We start from the raw sequence: 17,165 nt of genomic DNA, 5'->3' as shown, positions 1-17,165 counted from the left end.
ACCTCAAAATCATCCATAAAAACCCCTAGTCAAACAGCTTAGGCTCCAACCATAACCAACCCAAACATAAAAGAAGTACACCATAAAACCACACTGATGAAATCGGTCTCAAGGCATCTTTTGTTGTTGAAACAGAGGTGCTAAAATTGTTTTGAGTTCCAAATTCGCGAAAGTTGGCTTCCAAAGTTTTTGACCTTGTGACTGATTCACGCTGGTCTTCATTAAAAACGTAATACAAAAACTGGGAAATGGAATCATTGGAAGCCTGAAGTTGGTTCCATCCCGTTTTTCGTGGGTATACAACTCCCGTCCATTTATTGGGTACCAAACCATCTTGAAGCAAAGGAATGTTTGCCCCTTCCCCAGTTTTGACCTCCAAATTATTTAAAGAGGTACGAAGTTCAAATTCAAAAGGTTGATCAGGTCTTGGAATTTGCGTTACAGCTTTCCATTCCACTACCCTATCTTGCCCTCTTACAATAGAGTTTAAAATTTGACTCCAAATATTGGCATATAGTCCATCGCTGCCGTCTAAAACCAACTGATAGGTGTTTTGAAGCACCGTAGTGCCCATTTTACCTTTTTCCACGGGAACATAGGCCGCTACCGCCAAAGAGTCCACCAAAATTTCTTGTACGGGAACATCCTGTTGAAAATTATACGGATATTTTTGAAGGGTTTGCGCTGGCTCACCCAACGAAGTTTCAGTAACAAAATCACGATTGAACTGTAATGGCAACTGATTCTCGGAAAGTCGGAACAAACTTTCATTGGGCTGGATAAAAATGCCCAATCCATTCATTTTGGCAACCTTCTCCATTGCCGCTTTTGAAGCACTTCCCAGACCCGTATAGGAACCTGTATCAATAATCAGAAGGTCATAATCTTTCAGACTCTCCTCTGTAAAACCATAAATGGGATTTGACGCTCCATTAAAATACTCAAACTTGTATTTACCTTTGGTAAGCTGTGTTCGGGCCAGCACCTCATGTCCTTTCTCTGTCAAGAAATTTTTAAGGTATTTCGTCTCAAAAGTGGGAAAAGTATTTACTATCAAAATCTTTAAGGGTTCACCTTCCAACACTTGTATGGGGAGCGGCTCATCGGACACCATATCCCCTTTGTTATTTTTCTCTAAAAGATGATAAACAAATTGTCCGCCTGCCTTGGGTTTGGCATTAAACTGCAACACCTGCTCCTGTCCTTTTTCAAAAAGCAAAGAATCTAAAGGATTGCCCCCATTATCGGTCAGAATGGCCCAATGTCCCTCTTTTGGTTTGGAATATTTGGCGTTAACGGACAAAACTTCGCCCAGGGGAATTTCAGTTTTATACGAGATGTCTGTCCACCCCGCCACCGTTTCACCACCCAAAAAGGCAACGGATTCATCCTCCACCTGCCAAAAATCAAAAGGTGCCAAACCATGACCAAGAAGAAACAATGAGTCCACATCTTCCACAATGGACAATGTTCTTCCTTTGGAATACGCTTCGGTTTGTATGCTTTTGTAAATTGATTTGAGACTGTCCAACTGCTCAGGTCGATATCCTTCGATCAAAACAATCCCTTTTCCACCAGCTGATTTTTGCCAAGTACTCGGCTTGAGTACGATCATCGCTAATGAGGCTATCGCCAAAAAAGCTGTAATCAATTTGACCCAAAACCTTTGCTCCTTTCGTTGCGACCATTCTTTCCAGATAAAAACCGCCCATAGCACCAGACCGATCAAAATCACGGGCCACAACAAATTTTGGTTCATAAACACCGCCCCATCACTCATAAACTCCTAATTCCTTTAGATACAATAGATTGATTTCGTCTTGGTATTCGGCCCTTTTCGTCGGATTGTTCGCTACCTCGGGAATTACCTCCAATAGATTTTTTTGGACTCCTTTATAATTCTCTTTGGTTCTATTGGACACTTTTTCAAGATCGCGTAAGCCTTGTAAAACATTTAAATAGTTCAAGGGTTCCGAAATGGCTTTTTGTGCCAATTCGTTTCCTGCATCAACAAAAAGAGCACTATCGGCTGCATCAAACTGCTTTTTATCTTGAATCAGGAGTTCCAAACGAGCTATAGCTTGCCTTGTGGATGCAAATGATTTTTGGTATTCAAATTCTTGTCGCTTATCATAATTGCTGATGCTTTCAATATCCCCGCTCAGCCTGCTTTCCTCTTTAATGGGCGGTGGGTCAAAACCGATACGATGCACATAAATTCGGGCACTATTTTTAATGTCTTGAATTATTTTGAGGGCATCATATTGATACGGCAAGGATTTTTCAGGCTCATAAAGTCGCAAATGCAGCTCTGCATCCCACATAATGTTCAACGCATCCCTAAGCTTAGCTTTCAAGGATTTTTCGAACAAGGTCGATGCTTCTGGGTCCGAATGATTGTGCAAATAATCGTGCAGGGGATCTTCCTCTTCTTCCTCACTTTCATGATCGTGTCCTTGCTCTTCCACTAAATTGTGTTCATTATCGCTATCATGCTTGTGACTGTATTTATCCAAAAGGTCTTCTTCATCATCCTTATGTCCTTCTTCATGCCCATCTTCTCCTACTTCGTGTGAAACTTGCCCTGGTGCTGTTTGCATTTCGGTTTCGTCACCCATAAACTGTCCGTACTTTAAACGCAACTGTTTTTGGTCAAAGCCCAGTTCGTTGCTCCTGAACTTGAAGTCTTTTTCGGAAATATTGGGTCTATCCGCAATGAGTTTTTCGGTATCGATAATCAATTGACGCTGACTCCTAAAATAGTCGGGCATCAAATCCACGCCCAAATTGCCCTCGACCGCAAAAGCATCAGTTACCGTATCTCGGATTACAGCGAAATAGGTCTCACTACGTCCAATGTTGGGTGTTGGCGTTTTTTGATCCAACGCCTCCACATAAAAATAGAGTTCATCCCCCGGGTCCATTTTAAGCGCGTCCAAATCCAAGGGCTGCTTTAATTGAAATTGTTTTTCCCTTTCTGGGATTTCGTTGTCAAAACGAATTCTCTCTTCCCTAAACTTCACCGATTCACCCGAACCCTTGCTCACCGTAGCGATGATATATGCATCAGCAATGCCAAAATCATCAGAAATGTTGGTATTGAGTATCAAACGTTTATCATCATCAAATTCGAAGTAACTGTAATTATCCAAGCCTTCAATTTCAATCACGGGAGGTTCATCACTGAACATTTCCAGGGAATACAGATCACTTACGTAATCATTTCCATTATCATCTTTAAAAGTGAAACTGTAAAATCCCGATGCAGTCAGCGTCTTGGTCAATCGATACGATTCTTCATTTTTTGTAAAATCAATGTGTTCACCCATTACATCCATCTTTACTGTTTGTACATCGCCATCAAATTTAAGGTTCCAGGTGATTTTTGAACCTTCAACAGTTTTAATATTGGGAGCCGAAGTATTCAAAGTACTTTTCCTTGTATATGCTGGATATTCAATGGTGATATTGGTCGCTATCAATTCTGGAATCTCGGTTGTGGTGGAAAGGCTATCTTTTGGGGCAAAAGTGATTTGCTCCTTGTTTGACGGGCTTCTTCCTGATCGATTTTCATATTTGTTAAGTACAAAGCTTCCGACAACTCCCAAAATAATTAGCCCAAACATGGTAAGTGCCGCCCTGAATAAATTGTGGGGAGGTTTCAATTTGGACAAAACGGGCTCCAATTGCGTAGCCACCCGATATTTTTGCAATTTGGATAGATCGGAAAGTTCATGAGTCGGTGACAATAAAAGTCCACTGCTGAATCCCGCTTGGGGTACATGGGCATCAATATAGCCCACGGCGTTTTCCGAACTTACTTTCCAAGGTTTTAAAATCCACAAAGCAATCCCTACCGACACTAAAAAACCAAGGACTCCCAAGGCAATGTTCTGGGTCAACAGGTATAAAAAAACACCAAATCCCACAGCGTAAAGTAGCCCTTCCACATATTTGGAATGCTGCCATCGTTTCTGAAATTGTTGTATTGCCCCTGCTCCCATCATTGCTTTTTATAGTTTGATAGCAAGCGTTCGACAATCATTAACCCAGTTAGCGTACAGAATACCCAGAGGGAAATATCAAGTAAAGTTGCTCGTTCCCTTTTCCGTTTTGGTGCCACATAATTGGGTTTGAGCGCTGCCTCGTCCAATTGTCTTACATCAACCTCACTTACCAACGATTTAAGGTCGTTGTCCAAATCCAAGGTGCTGAGCAACTGTTCGGGCAAATGCTGAGCAACCGTGTTTTTTGAATTTAAGCTTGAAGTAAGATGGAATATGTTTTTTGCATTTGTCGATGCAATCAACTGTTTTGCCAAAGGGTTTTCTTGATAAACCAACCATTTCCCTTCCGAATCATTCTTGGGCTCATTACTTAACCAAATGTTCAAGTCAACTTGGTTACTGGCTGGTTTCTCATTCTCATTCTCTTTATGAATGATAATTTCCTGTTTCAAAAATGCCGATAATGCCCTAAAAGATGCCTCGATATATTTTCCTTCGCGTTCAAAACCATCATCCACATACAGATTGATTTGAAGGGTATCTATAGTTTTCAAAGGAATGGTGACAGGTTCTTCGGAAAGTAGACGAAGGCTGTCATTACTGATACTAAAGCCCTCATTCAATACTTCCTTTTTGATTTTGGTTGCTCTACCGCTGCTTGAAGCAGTAATCAATTCCACCCCTGAATCTCGTTTAACCGCCAGTAAGGGTCTATCTTGTGTTTCTTGTGGCTCCATAACCACCCAATGGATTTTTTTCTGTGTGGCAGGTCTCATAGATCGTACTCCTTTTACCAACGCCTGGGTGAAAACCACAATGCTATCCGAGCGTAACGAATCCATTTTTTGGACCAATTGCCAATAGTTGGCTTGCTCCATATCTGCTTGATAATCGGCATCGACCTCCCACTTAGGAAAACCATTTTTCAATAAAAAAACGGGCGAATCCTCTTGTAAGCTATCTAAAACAGAGCTGATGGATGCTTCATTGGCAATAGACGATTCCACGAGATAGGTTATTTGTTTTTGACTGCCTTTGGTACGCCATTGTGGACCTGCCATCAACAAAACAACCAAAGCAATAATCAACATTCGCAGCAACAACAAGAACCATTCGTTCAATTGGATACTACTGGATTGTCTGGAGTTGGATTCGTCCAACAATTGAATACTTCCAATTTTTACGGTTTTCGCCTCCTTTTTGCTCCACAAATGAATGGCCACGGGTACCAAAAGTCCCAAAAGTGCCCAGAGATATGACGGATTCGCAAAAACCATTTATACCAATCGTATTCGTTCTTTTAAAAAGAGCTGCAATGCATCTCCCAAATCATCATCCATTCTAAAAAGATGATAGTTTACTCCTTGGGAGAGCAATCGCTCCTTGGTCTGCTTTACTTTTTCCTCCAAAGCTTTTAAATAGGATGCCTTAGCTTTGTTCACATCCACTTTTATCTTTGCCCCTGTTTCCAAATCTTCAAAAACAACGGATTTTTTATAATCAAAATCCATTTCTTTTCCAGCCATAATTTGAAGCACCACCACCTCATTGTTGGCCGTTTTGAAGTTCTTCACAAAGTCGGACAGCTCGGAGAGGTCCTCGTACATATCGGTCAGGAAAAATACCAGTTCCTTTTCTCCCCTATTGTGGATTCTTTTGGAAGCAATGGAGAGTTCGGGCCATTTCCCTTTGGTGGAAATCTTTAATAATTCCAATAACAAACGGTTGAAGTGCTTTTGGTCCGCTTTGGGATAAATGCTCACAAAATCATCTTCGTTGAGCGCAAAAAGCCCTACGGAATCCCCCTGTTTCTGTGCCATGTGGGACAGACAGGCCACTATGACACGGGCAAATTCCAATTTGGAAATTCCGTTTTCTTCGTGCTCCATGGAAGCACTGGCATCTACAATAAACTTAACGGTGACATGACTTTCCACTTCGGATTGTTTGATGTAATAGCGACCTGAACGGGCCAACATCTTCCAATCTAGCAATCGTAGGTCGTCCCCAGGTTCGTAACCTCGGTATTGACTGAATTCCATGCCAGGACCCACACTTTTACTCCGATGCAAACCAGAGATGTATCCCTCCACCACAATACGCGAAATCAAGTTAAGGCCCGATACGGTATTGATAACTTCGGGTTGTAAAAGGTCGTGGTAGTCCCTTGCTGCCATTATTTATCCCTTAATTGAACTACTTTCAGTATTTCTTTCGTTACCGTATCCGATGTGATTCCTTCTGCATCGGCTCTAAAGTTCACCAGTACCCTATGCCTTAGTACGGGCAGAGCAACGGTTTTTAAATCCTCTGGAGTCACGGCCAGTCTACCTTCCAAAAGTGCATTGGCTTTTGCGGTCAAAATCATCGCCTGACCGGCACGAGGGCCTGCACCCCAATCCACCCACTGTTTCACGTAGTCCACGGAAGTCGTATCGGGACGAGTGGCCCGAATCACATCGCTCACGTATTGAATCAACCCATCGCTAATGGAAACTTCACGAACCAATTGTTGTAATCTTACAATGTCTTCGCCTGAAAGCACCTTGTTCAACTGGGCTTTTTTGGTTCCCGTGGTTGCCTTCAAAATTTGCGTCTCTTCTTCGTCCGTTGGATAACCTATTTTGATGTAGAGCAAAAATCTATCCTGTTGTGCTTCTGGCAATACAAAGGTTCCTGATTGCTCAATGGGGTTTTGTGTTGCCAAAATAAAGAAAGGTTTATCCAAAGGATAGGTTTTGTCGCCATAGGTCACTTCAAACTCTTGCATGGCCTCCAAAAGAGCAGCCTGTGTTTTTGGGGGTGTTCGGTTGATCTCATCCGCCAAAATAATATTGGAAAATATCGGCCCTTTGTTGAACTTGAAGAATTTTTTTCCCGTTGTATGGTCCTCTTCCAATATTTCTGTTCCGATAATATCCGACGGCATTAAATCGGGGGTAAACTGTATCCGTTTGAATTTTAAGTCGATGGCGTTGGAGAGCGTTCGGATCATCAATGTTTTGGCCAATCCCGGTACACCTTCGAGCAAGGCGTGCCCACCTGCAAGAAAAGTAATGAGCAGTTGGGAAACTGTGTCCTCTTGGCCAATGATGACTTTGCCAATTTCTTTTTTAAGAGCGGTCAGTTTTTCTGAGAGCCCTTCTACTTCACTTGCAATTTGTTGTAGTTTTTTATCCAAATTAGTATCGTTAAGAGGTTAAAGCGTATAACACAATGTTCACCCCGAATCGGGTATTGTCTATTTTGTACCAGCGTTTGTTTCTAAAGTCGTAATCCCATTCGCAGCCATAGTCCTTGTTACTGTAAAGCACACCAATTCTTCCATTTATTATGATGGCTTTCAGATAATCGTGCACTAGGTCATCTCCCCAACCGTTCAGTTCTTGGGATGTGGTGGGGGGACCATCATCAAACTCAAAGAAAATGGTATAGATTTCGTGGTCGTTGGGAATTTTTTGTAGTTCTCCTGGCCCGAATATTTCTTCCATCTGGCGTTCGAACGATTTGGCAAAAAGTCCATCGATATCGTGGTTGCAGTCATCTGCAAAGACAAAACCGCCATTTCGCACATATTTTTCAAAATTTTCCCGTTCCTTTTTGGTGAACTGAACCAATTTATGGCCGGAAATATAACAGAATGGGCTTTTGAAAATATCGTCGCTGGCCAGGGTAATGATTTTCTCCTGTGTATCCACTTTTAAGGTGGTGTACTCGACCAAGGAATTCAACAAATTGGAGGGCATACGCTGATCCACATCCCAATCTCCTGATTCGTACTGCAATCGTGTAAAAAAGAATTCGTTGTCCAACATTATTTGGGTCGTAGGCTAAAATCTTTGCCAAAATAAAAACTGGCAGTCAAGGATAACCTGACCACCAGTTTGTTTCAATCCTTATGGTTATACCGCGTCCGAAAGACTGGTGAACGTAAAGTCACGAATCTTCATATAAGGTATTAAGTTTCCATCGACACGTACCTGTTGCCCAAGGGATTCCAAATTATTCAACATAATAATCGGGCTCTCGTTGAACCTAAAATTTTTGACAGGAAACTTGATTTGCCCATTTTCAATGTAGAAAGTTCCGTCCCTTGTCAAACCAGTATACAATAGGGTTTGTGGGTCTACACTTCGTATGTACCAAAAGCGTGTGACCAAGATACCTTTTTTGGTGCCTTTGATCATATCCTCAAGACTTTCGTCCCCACCTTCCATTATCCCGTTACTTGGGAATGGTACGGGATCCACGCCTTGCTTTTCTGCCCAGTAACGGCTGTAGGCCAAGTTCTTCACCACACCATTTTCTATCCAACTGGTTTTCTTTAAGGGTTGCCCTGCTCCGTTCCAAGTGGATGTCGGCACATCGGGATGTAAGGGGTCTGACCAAATATTAACGCGTTCGTCCACTATTTTTTGCCCAATTTTATTTCCACCTTCTTTTGCGGACATAAAACTCCTACCCTCATCGGCAGATCGTGCATCAAAAGATCGGAACATGTTTTGCAATAGGCCAATGGATGCTGCCGGTTCCAAAATTACCGTGTACTTTCCTGGTTCTATGGCACGGGCTTCTCTGGACATTACTGCTTTGTCTATCGCCGTTTTTGATGCCTCATCCGCATCAAACTTGGAGATGTCGTTATAATCCCTAGTCACCCAACCTGACCCTGTACCGTCGTTGGTACGCATGGTAACGGTAAAATCTACATCGGTGGATTTGTTGTAAGCAAAAAGTCCATTGGAATTGATCATGGCTGAAAACTGGGCCGAATCGTCTAAGAAACCTGCTGCGGTTACATCTTTCGCCGCCGCGGGAACAATACTTTTATTGGCTACCTCCGCCCTGTATTCTGGTGTTACATTGGCGGTAGATTCTTTAAAAGTGATGGATTCATCATATTCTTGTGGCCCCAAAGGAGGCATAAACTCTGGGTTTTCCGGTGATAATTGAGCTAGTTCCTCCGCTCTTTTCACCACTTTCTCCAAGGATGCATCATCAAACTCGTCAATAGTTGCAGTACCCACTTTTTTACCAAAACTTGATTGTACAACCAAACTTTGGGTTGAGCGATACCCTGCAGTGGATACGGTATTTCTTGCATATCGGATATTACCGCTGTTACTTCCACTTAGGTTTATTTCGCAGGCATCGGCCTTGGAAAAACTCAAAGCCTTTTCCAAAATCTTTTTTGCTTCTTCTTTTGTATATATAGCCATTGTCTTATTATTTAATTTGAATAAACCTTAAATGGTCCTACCTGTGTTGATTACGTTGATTCCATTAAACCTTGATGTGGAACTACCGTGTGATACGGCACTTACTTGGGATGGTTGTCCTTTTCCATCGAAAAATGAACCGAACAATCTGTAATCGTCCTTATCACAAATTTTAACGCAAGAATTCCAGAATTCCTGAGTGTTGGATTGATAAGCTACATCATCGAGCATACCTACAATTTCACCGTCCTTGATTTCGTAGAACAAGGTTCCTCCAAACTGGAAGTTGTAACGTTGTTGGTCAATGGAGTACGAACCACGGCCCAAAATGTAGATTCCTTTGTCCACATCCTTGATCATATCCTGTAAAGAATACTTCTCCTTACCTGGCTCCAAGGAAACATTAGGCATACGTTGGAATTGTACATCTTCCCAACTTTGAGCGTAGCAGCATCCGTGCGATTCGTTTTGGTCGATCATGTGAACCTGATCTCGGATAGCCTGATAGTTGACCAAGGTTCCGTTTCTGACCAAATCCCATTTTTTGGTTTTTACGCCCTCATCATCATAACCTACGGCACCTAAAGATCCCACTTGGGTCTTGTCGGCAACCAAGTTTACAATGTCGCTTCCGTAATTAAAGTCTTTTGATTTCCATTTATCCAATGTAGCAAAACTAGTGCCTGCGTAGTTGGCCTCGTAACCCAGCACTCGGTCAAGTTCCAATGGGTGGCCTACAGATTCGTGAATGGTCAATCCAAGGTGGTTAGGTTCAAGAACCAAATCATATTTACCGGCTTCAACCGATTTTGCCGTTAATTTTTGTTTGGCCTGCTTGGCCGCCATGGTGGCGTCCTCGATAATATCGTAACTTCTATTGTACAGCGTAATGCCCTCGGGTCCTGAGAGTTTTTCCGATTCCAGACCATCCATGTACTCGTAGCCCATACCCATCGGCGCACTCAATGCCTGGCGGCTTTTGAACTTACCTGCTGCACGGTCGATGGCCGTAACATTAAAGGTTGGCCAAATACGATGTACGTCTTGATCAATATATGATCCATCGGTAGAGGCAAAATACTTTTGCTCGTTCACCATAAAAAGGGCAGAGTTCACAAAGTTGGCACCGTTTTCCATGGCAGCGGCGTTTGCGCTCAAAAGCAAATCAACCTTTTCGGAGATAGGTACTTCTTTAAAGTCCTTTTTTATGGGTGTTTTCCATGAAACCTCGCCATGTGCCTCAACTGGAGCCAACACTACGGGCTCTTTCTGAATCTTGGAATTGGCTTTGGCTATGGAAACGGCATGTTGGGTAGCTTTTTTTATACCGTCCTCGGTCACATCATTGGTCGAGGAAAAGCCCCAAGTTCCGTTGGCAATCACCCGTATTCCAATCCCGAAGGATTCTGTGTTCACCACATTTTGAACCTTATCTTCCCTAGTGAAAACATATTGGTTTAAATATCTTCCTATTCGGGCATCTGCATAGGTGGCCCCCATGGACTTTGCCGTATTTAGGGCTACATCGGCCATTTTCTTTTTAAGTACGGTATCCATACCTGGTTCGAGCAACGCTTCTGCAGGAATATCATTCCCCAAAAGAAGCGAGGGCATCATTATGGCCCCTGCACCCATACCAGCGTACTGTACAAAATCTCTTCTTTTCATAAGTTAGTTATTTGATTTATTTTGAATTAAAAATGGGCGGTGTATGTTAAAAATCGGTCTGTCCAAACCCATGGGCCTTAAAATTAAGTAGTGCTCATTTAGCTTTATGTTAATTTTAACCTAAAATCCTAGATTAGAGATTATAGTTTGTTACTGCATAAAGAAATAAACAATGATTTGTTTTCAGATTGATCCACACTCTTGAATCTTGACACTTTTTTAACAAAAAGTAATGCTCCATATTTTTGAGTCGCTTTCTGTAAATTTTTGTTACAGTCCGAATGGCTTTTTGCTTTTCAAAGTTCTTCTTAAATCCACATGCTTCTTCCCACATTCAGGGCAGGCTCCTTCCTCCAAGGTTTTCTTTTCAGGTGGAGGCAACTCCTCCCCAAGCACCACGGCATTGCTCTTTTCTTGGGCCTTGTCCCGCTCAAGGCTCTTGGCCACTTTTAACATCAAGGCACCTATACGCTGGCTGTTCTTTTTGTTCTCCTCATCTGTTTTGTTGGGGTTCTTTACATAATAGGCCCTTGGGAACTCTTCGCCACTTTCTTTCTCTTTTAAATAGAAATGGCGTGGTTGGCCTTCCTTGTTTTTATTGTGTGCGTTCTCCCAATCGCAGGGCACTGTAAAGCTTGCTTCGCCAAAACCTTGGCCGTTTATGTCTATTTTAGAGTCGGCCACCAAATTGATTTCTGATAAATTTTTTCCATTCTCCATTTTCTTTCCATTCATCACATAACTCCTTCTCATAACACTCTTCACATGGTTGTACTATATGTTGCAGTTTAATTGCATAAACACTATCCAAATAGCGTACATTATTATATTCAATAAAATGATTTATGCTATCGATTTTAATATCTAATGTGTTAGGAGCCTCCTTACCATCATAATGATAATATATTTTAACACTGTCTTGAAAGTATTGTTTTATCCCCCATTTCCTGAAATCAGATTGTTCCTGTCCATAGTCTTGAAATAATGTCTCTCCAAATCTAATTTTAAGGATATTTGCATCACAGGGCAGATACAAAACATTTCCAGTGCCATTAGGTGTTACTTGTATAAAAGTTTTACCAATCAAATATTCTTCATAGCTAAAATCTTTGTTCTTTTCACAACTATATATAACAAGTAAACAAATGAATAAATGAACGAATGAATGAAGTTTCATAATATTATTTATTCTTTCTTACTTGAGATACTGTATATTTCTTGTTTGGGCTGTAGATGGGAGACCCTTTTAAAGTATTATCTTTGTTTAACTTGAACTTATTCAGATTACTGGTTCCTTTATGTTTATGTCTTGTCCCTACTTCATAAAATGTATAGAACACTTTCCCTTTGTTACAGCCTCTTCCTACTATTACAACAAAATGGTCTGTTGTCTTTTCATTTCTCTTTAATCCTATTGTATGGTCAATTCCCACAAGAATCGGATTTCCAATATCTAGCTGTTTATCCAAATATTCAATTCCTTCTTTTGCCTTTTTCGTTTCTAGCTTTCCATTTACTTCTTCTGTTACCTGTATTGCATTAGAATAATTTATATCTCCTTTCCCCCCAGATCCGTTTGGCAAGCCATAATTCATAAGAATTTTTTCACAAGCATGCCAGCATAATCCAGGCTTTTGAGTAACCCAATGCTCTGGTTTTCCTATATCCACATGCTTCTTCCCGCATTCAGGGCATGCCCCTTCCTCCAAGGTTTTCTTTTCAGGTGGAGGCAGCTCCTCCCCAAGCACCACGGCACTGTTTTTTTCTGTTGCCTCGTCCAAGGTTTGGTTGTCCGTTACCTTTAACATCAATGCTTCCATCCTGCGGCTGTTCTTTTTGTTCTCCTCGTCTGTCTTGTTCGGGTTCTTTACATAATAAGCCCTCGGAAACTCCTCACCGCTTTCCTTTTCTTTTAAATAAAAATGGCGTGGTTGGCCTTCTTTGTCCTTATTGTGCTTGTTCTCCCAATCGCAGGGCACCGTAAAACTTGCTTCGCCATTGCCTTCGCTGTCTATCTTTATCTGTACGGTCTCTGGCAGTTTTTCATCGTCCCAGGTGTCCCAATGTGCTGTATTCATCCGTGTGGTTGTCCCGTTTTTTGTCCTCCCATACCTCAAACTCCAAGGTTTCCCCTATATAATTTCTACTAGTTACCTTCACCAGTCACCGTTTTTAATCCTTTCTTCACACTCTTCCTCATCCCAACATTCCAAACAGGGGCGCTTTCTGATGGGTAATTTAGCTGCATAAAGACTATCTACAAGTATTGAATGGTAGCGGGTCTCGCTCCATCTTAAAGAATCTAACCGATAAAAGCCAAAAGTATAATTGTAATACCCATCGGTATGGTAAACAGTCGTATCATACCTCCTCTCAATCTTTTTTATGGTCATGTTATTTGTTTCATCTTGATGAAATAAAACATATAGTCTGCCGTTCTTAAATCTATATTTTAGGGCACTCACTTCACAATCTTGATAATTGTATAGATTTCCCTGACCATCTTCTTTGACTTCAATCAGAGTCTTATTTTCTAAAGGATGTTTGGACTTATAATTAAAAGTGCATGAGTTTAAAAAAACAAGGAGCATGATACTGAGAATTTTTATGAATGTCCCGCCTTTTATTAATCTTGCTATTTGGGTTACAGTATATTTTGCTTTATCTGATCTATAGGTTTTATTGGCAATTAGCTTATATCCATCACATAATTCAAAAACCCATTCGGTACTTGCTCCCCTAGATGAACCTACATCCCAAAACACATAATTTATCAACCCATTAACACATTTTCTGCCCACAACAACTACAAAATGGTCGGTAGTATATTCATTGATGTTCCTGTTTCTGGTCTTTTTCTTTCTTAGATGATGATTTACACCCACTCTCACAGGATACCCTCTATCAAGAGCAGTATCTAGGTATTTTAGTCCCAATCTTGAAGGTCCTTCCCTAAAAACCAATTCTGAGTGGTCTTTATTTTCCATGGCCAATTGATAAAAAACAGGTTTTCCTTCTTGATTAACCGAACCCTCACAATTAATCCCCAACTGCTTTATTATGTTCCTGGCAATTGAACCGCAATTAGATGACCCTGGAGCTTGAGATTCAAAAGTCAATGCATTTCTCAAGTCAACATGCTTCTTTCCACATTCAGGGCAGGCTCCTTCTTCCAAGGTTTTCTTTTCGGGCGGAGGCAGTTCCTCACCAAGCACCACGGCACTGTTTTTTTCTGTTGCCTCGTCCAAGGTTTGGTTGTCCGTTACCTTTAACATCAATGCTTCCATCCTGCGGCTGTTCTTTTTGTTCTCCTCATCTGTCTTGTTCGGGTTCTTTACATAATAAGCCCTCGGAAACTCCTCACCGCTCTCCTTCTCCTTAAGATAGTACTTCCTTACTTGGTTCGGGTCGCCATATTCCCTCCAGCTCTCGGGCACGGTAAATGTGGCTTCTCCCTTGCCTTCATCGTTTATGGCAATGCTTATGCTCTCACTGAGTTCCCTGTCAAAGCCCCAATTGATTTCTTCCCATAAGTTGAAGACCAAGGTCTTATCAACTAGGTTCCTTGTCTCTACCTTCACTGTTACCGTATCGCCTTTTACCACTCGCCATTTTTTTTCCACTTATCACATAGTTCTTTCTCATAACATTCTTCACATGGTTGTTTATAGTATGGTAAAAGAGAAGAATACAAACTATCTATAAACAGATCATTATTTATACTGACATACAGAGAATCTTTTACTGAAATTTTTAAACTCTCTATTTTATCTCCTAAGTCACCTGACTTTTTTATATACGAAGGGATTATCTCATATATGATAAGATTCTCTTTTTTTCTATATGATTTTATATGGTAATTATGTGACTCCTGTCCCCAATCTCGATACAAACTATCCCCTTTATAAAATTTGATTTTTGGAACATTCGCCCAACAGGAATTAAAAATGATATTGCCCGAATCTGTTGGTTTTACTCTTAATAAAGTACGCTCAGATAAAGGGTTGTCTAAGTTTCTTTTAACCTTTTTAAAGCACGAAACACACATTAAAAAGATAAATATATAGATAGTATGTTTCATGTTTTATAAATTTTTCCTGACCTCTGTTACAGTATATTTATGCTTCTTGTTATAAATGGGAGAGCCAATTAATAGACCATTTTTTATTTCTAGAAAATTGTCCATACTCACTCCTTTTTCCTCGTATTTTGTACCCACTTCATAAAAGAGGTAAATAACCGATGAACCATTGCATTTTCTTCCAACAATAACCACAAAATGGTCAGTGGCTTTATGCGAATTGTAAGTATTTGCCGCTAATGACCTATCAACTCCCACTAGTATTGGGTTGCCTTTTTCTAATTGCTCATTTATATAAGAAATTCCTTTTGTATAATGAGCCTTTATCATCTTGTCCCCGACCTGATTAGCAATTATTATTCTCTTATCTGGATAACCAGAATATTGAGGCAATCCATAATTAGTAAGAATCTTTATACACGCAGCCCAGCACTCTTTAGGTTTTTGAGTAACCCAATGCTCTGGTTTTCCTATATCCACATGCTTCTTCCCACATTCAGGGCAGGCTCCTTCTTCCAAGGTTTTCTTCTCTGGTGGAGGCAGCTCCTCACCAAGCACCACGGCACTGCTCTTTTCTTGGGCCCTGTCCCGATCAAGGCTCTTAGCCACTTTTAGCATCAAGGCACCTATGCGCTGGCTGTTCTTTTTGTTTTCTTCTTCGGTCTTGTTCGGGTTGGACGCATAGTAAACGCTGCGGTAATTCATCTAAAAAGTTTAATTCATTACCTTGTTTAACCTGCAAAATCAATTTTGACCAGTTTTATTTTGCCATTGATTTTTTCTAAGTAGAAAAAAACCGCAAATTCCTGTTCAGGAAATATATTTGACACCTCATAAATATGGCATTTTGAATCATTGTCGGATATATAATTTACACTTCTTTTCAAATCAGAATTTTCTTTTTTATCAATTAAGTCTTCAACAAGGTATGAGCTAACCATACTGAAGAGATATTCATTTTTAGTAAAATCAGTGCTATTAAATTCCTCATATAAACCGGATTGAATGGGGAATTCGATTAGAGATTTAATTTTTTCCCTATCATTGCTTTCAATGGCTTTTTTCATATCTAAAAAGTAAGTGTTTATAATTTTATCATCAGATACTGTAAGACAATTTTTAGCATGTCCATTTTCTTTGCAAGCACATAATGATAACAATACAAATAAGAATATGTTCACTTTTTTCATATCAGGTTTATTATCTCGATGATTCTCCTTCAGAAGTATCTATTTCTATTGAAGTTACTTTAAAATTTGCGACACTTACATTTTTATATACATCATTATTGTTAAGCTTATCTGCTTCTTTAATTGTGTAGTCTTTAGGTTTAAAATATCCTCTAAAAATTTTATACACCTTGGTTCCATTTCCTTTCTGGTATGAATAAAATGCTTTGCCAGAACAATCGTATGGTGATATCTTTAATTTATTTCCTTGATTCCCTCCTAACAAGGCTATTTTCCCATCCTTTAACTTACCAAATACAAACCCTACGTGACCAGATGTTTTTGTGTTTCCAGCACTATCACAATCTGAAAAAACAGCAATTGCCCCATAAAACGGTTCTTCAACCTTAACCACATTACTTTTAAGTTTATGCTTATTTTCAGAAGAGTTAGAAATGTAGTGTCTTGATGCTGCGCTTTTAACTCCTTTGTATTCTGTCTCATCCAAACACCAACTGACAAAAGAAGAACACCACGCTACAGATGTCGGATCATTTTCTACTCTCGTTGTGTTTGGATTATCTTTAATATGGGAGTTATCGTGATATTTTTGAACCATTCCATAAAGCGGCTCTAAACTTTCTGGCAATCCTTTTGCCTTTTTCGTTTCCTTCCTTGCAATTTCCATCCAAGGAGCCCTTTTTTCTTTTTTGGAATCTTTTACTTTGTCCTCTTCCATCACCAACTCCTCCCCAAGCACCACGGCACTGCTCTTTTCTTGGGCCTTGTCCCGCTCAAGGCTCTTGGCCACTTTTAACATCAAGGCACCTATACGCTGGCTGTTCTTTTTGTTCTCCTCATCTGTTTTGTTGGGGTTCTTTACGTAGTAGGCCCTCGGGAACTCCTCGCCGCTTTCCTTTTCTTTTAAATAGAAATGACGTGGCTGGCCTTCTTTGTCCTTATTGTGCTTGTTCTCCCAATCGCAGGGCACCGTAAAGCTTGCTTCGCCATTGCCTTCACT

At 40.6% G+C, this 17,165-nt stretch carries 16 protein-coding genes; all 16 read right to left on the bottom strand.

Features of this window, described 5'->3' with window-relative positions; translation table 11 throughout:
• Positions 1-25: 25 nt before the first annotated feature.
• Complete coding sequence (locus tag GO009_RS10955; RefSeq protein WP_163626246.1) at positions 26-1,780, bottom strand: hypothetical protein; 1,755 nt, start codon at positions 1,778-1,780, stop codon at positions 26-28.
• Entirely contained in the window at positions 1,773-4,007 is a 2,235-nt protein-coding gene (locus GO009_RS10950) for a tryptophan-rich sensory protein (protein WP_163626245.1), read from the bottom strand. Before GO009_RS10950 ends, GO009_RS10955 begins: the two co-directional genes overlap by 8 nt.
• Entirely contained in the window at positions 4,004-5,284 is a 1,281-nt protein-coding gene (locus tag GO009_RS10945; RefSeq protein ID WP_262887005.1) for a BatA domain-containing protein, read from the bottom strand. The genes GO009_RS10950 and GO009_RS10945 overlap by 4 nt, the downstream gene beginning before the upstream one ends.
• Positions 5,285-6,184 carry a DUF58 domain-containing protein gene (locus GO009_RS10940; protein ID WP_163626243.1) on the bottom strand — a complete coding sequence of 300 codons (900 nt, stop codon included), beginning with the start codon at positions 6,182-6,184 and terminating at the stop codon, positions 5,285-5,287. It lies immediately after the preceding gene.
• On the bottom strand, positions 6,184-7,188 hold the full coding sequence (locus GO009_RS10935) for a MoxR family ATPase (protein WP_163626242.1): 1,005 nt from the start codon (positions 7,186-7,188) through the stop codon (positions 6,184-6,186). Before GO009_RS10935 ends, GO009_RS10940 begins: the two co-directional genes overlap by 1 nt.
• Positions 7,189-7,198: 10 nt before the next feature.
• On the bottom strand, positions 7,199-7,819 hold the full coding sequence (locus tag GO009_RS10930) for a DUF4159 domain-containing protein (RefSeq protein ID WP_041802089.1): 621 nt from the start codon (positions 7,817-7,819) through the stop codon (positions 7,199-7,201).
• Between the two features lie 90 nt (positions 7,820-7,909).
• On the bottom strand, positions 7,910-9,226 hold the full coding sequence (locus tag GO009_RS10925) for a TldD/PmbA family protein (RefSeq protein WP_163626241.1): 1,317 nt from the start codon (positions 9,224-9,226) through the stop codon (positions 7,910-7,912).
• Positions 9,227-9,253: 27 nt separating this feature from the next.
• Positions 9,254-10,894 carry a TldD/PmbA family protein gene (locus tag GO009_RS10920; RefSeq protein ID WP_163626240.1) on the bottom strand — a complete coding sequence of 547 codons (1,641 nt, stop codon included), beginning with the start codon at positions 10,892-10,894 and terminating at the stop codon, positions 9,254-9,256.
• Positions 10,895-11,164: 270 nt separating this feature from the next.
• On the bottom strand, positions 11,165-11,578 hold the full coding sequence (locus tag GO009_RS10915) for a hypothetical protein (protein WP_163626239.1): 414 nt from the start codon (positions 11,576-11,578) through the stop codon (positions 11,165-11,167).
• Positions 11,565-12,071 carry a hypothetical protein gene (locus GO009_RS10910; RefSeq protein ID WP_163626238.1) on the bottom strand — a complete coding sequence of 169 codons (507 nt, stop codon included), beginning with the start codon at positions 12,069-12,071 and terminating at the stop codon, positions 11,565-11,567. The genes GO009_RS10915 and GO009_RS10910 overlap by 14 nt, the downstream gene beginning before the upstream one ends.
• 4 nt (positions 12,072-12,075) lie before the next feature.
• Positions 12,076-12,873 (bottom strand): hypothetical protein, encoded by a 798-nt coding sequence (locus GO009_RS10905; RefSeq protein WP_163626237.1) that lies wholly within the window; start codon positions 12,871-12,873, stop codon positions 12,076-12,078.
• Between the two features lie 177 nt (positions 12,874-13,050).
• Positions 13,051-14,517: a hypothetical protein gene (locus GO009_RS10900; RefSeq protein ID WP_163626236.1), complete on the bottom strand. Its 1,467-nt coding sequence runs from the start codon at positions 14,515-14,517 to the stop codon at positions 13,051-13,053.
• Positions 14,493-14,975 (bottom strand): hypothetical protein, encoded by a 483-nt coding sequence (locus GO009_RS10895; RefSeq protein ID WP_163626235.1) that lies wholly within the window; start codon positions 14,973-14,975, stop codon positions 14,493-14,495. Before GO009_RS10895 ends, GO009_RS10900 begins: the two co-directional genes overlap by 25 nt.
• Positions 14,976-14,978: 3 nt before the next feature.
• Positions 14,979-15,680 (bottom strand): hypothetical protein, encoded by a 702-nt coding sequence (locus GO009_RS10890; protein ID WP_163626234.1) that lies wholly within the window; start codon positions 15,678-15,680, stop codon positions 14,979-14,981.
• A gap of 26 nt (positions 15,681-15,706) precedes the next feature.
• The gene (locus GO009_RS10885) at positions 15,707-16,165 is read right to left on the bottom strand and encodes a hypothetical protein (protein WP_163626233.1); all 459 of its coding nucleotides are present in this window, start codon (positions 16,163-16,165) and stop codon (positions 15,707-15,709) included.
• Between the two features lie 10 nt (positions 16,166-16,175).
• The coding region (locus tag GO009_RS10880; RefSeq protein WP_163626232.1) for a CHAP domain-containing protein at positions 16,176-17,165 on the bottom strand (990 nt) is incomplete at its 5' end.

The sequence above is a fragment of the Allomuricauda sp. TY007 genome (assembly GCF_010468565.1).
GTDB lineage: Bacteria > Bacteroidota > Bacteroidia > Flavobacteriales > Flavobacteriaceae > Flagellimonas.
The sequence above is the reverse complement of the archived record's forward strand: the minus strand, read 5'-3'. Positions and strand labels throughout refer to the sequence as shown.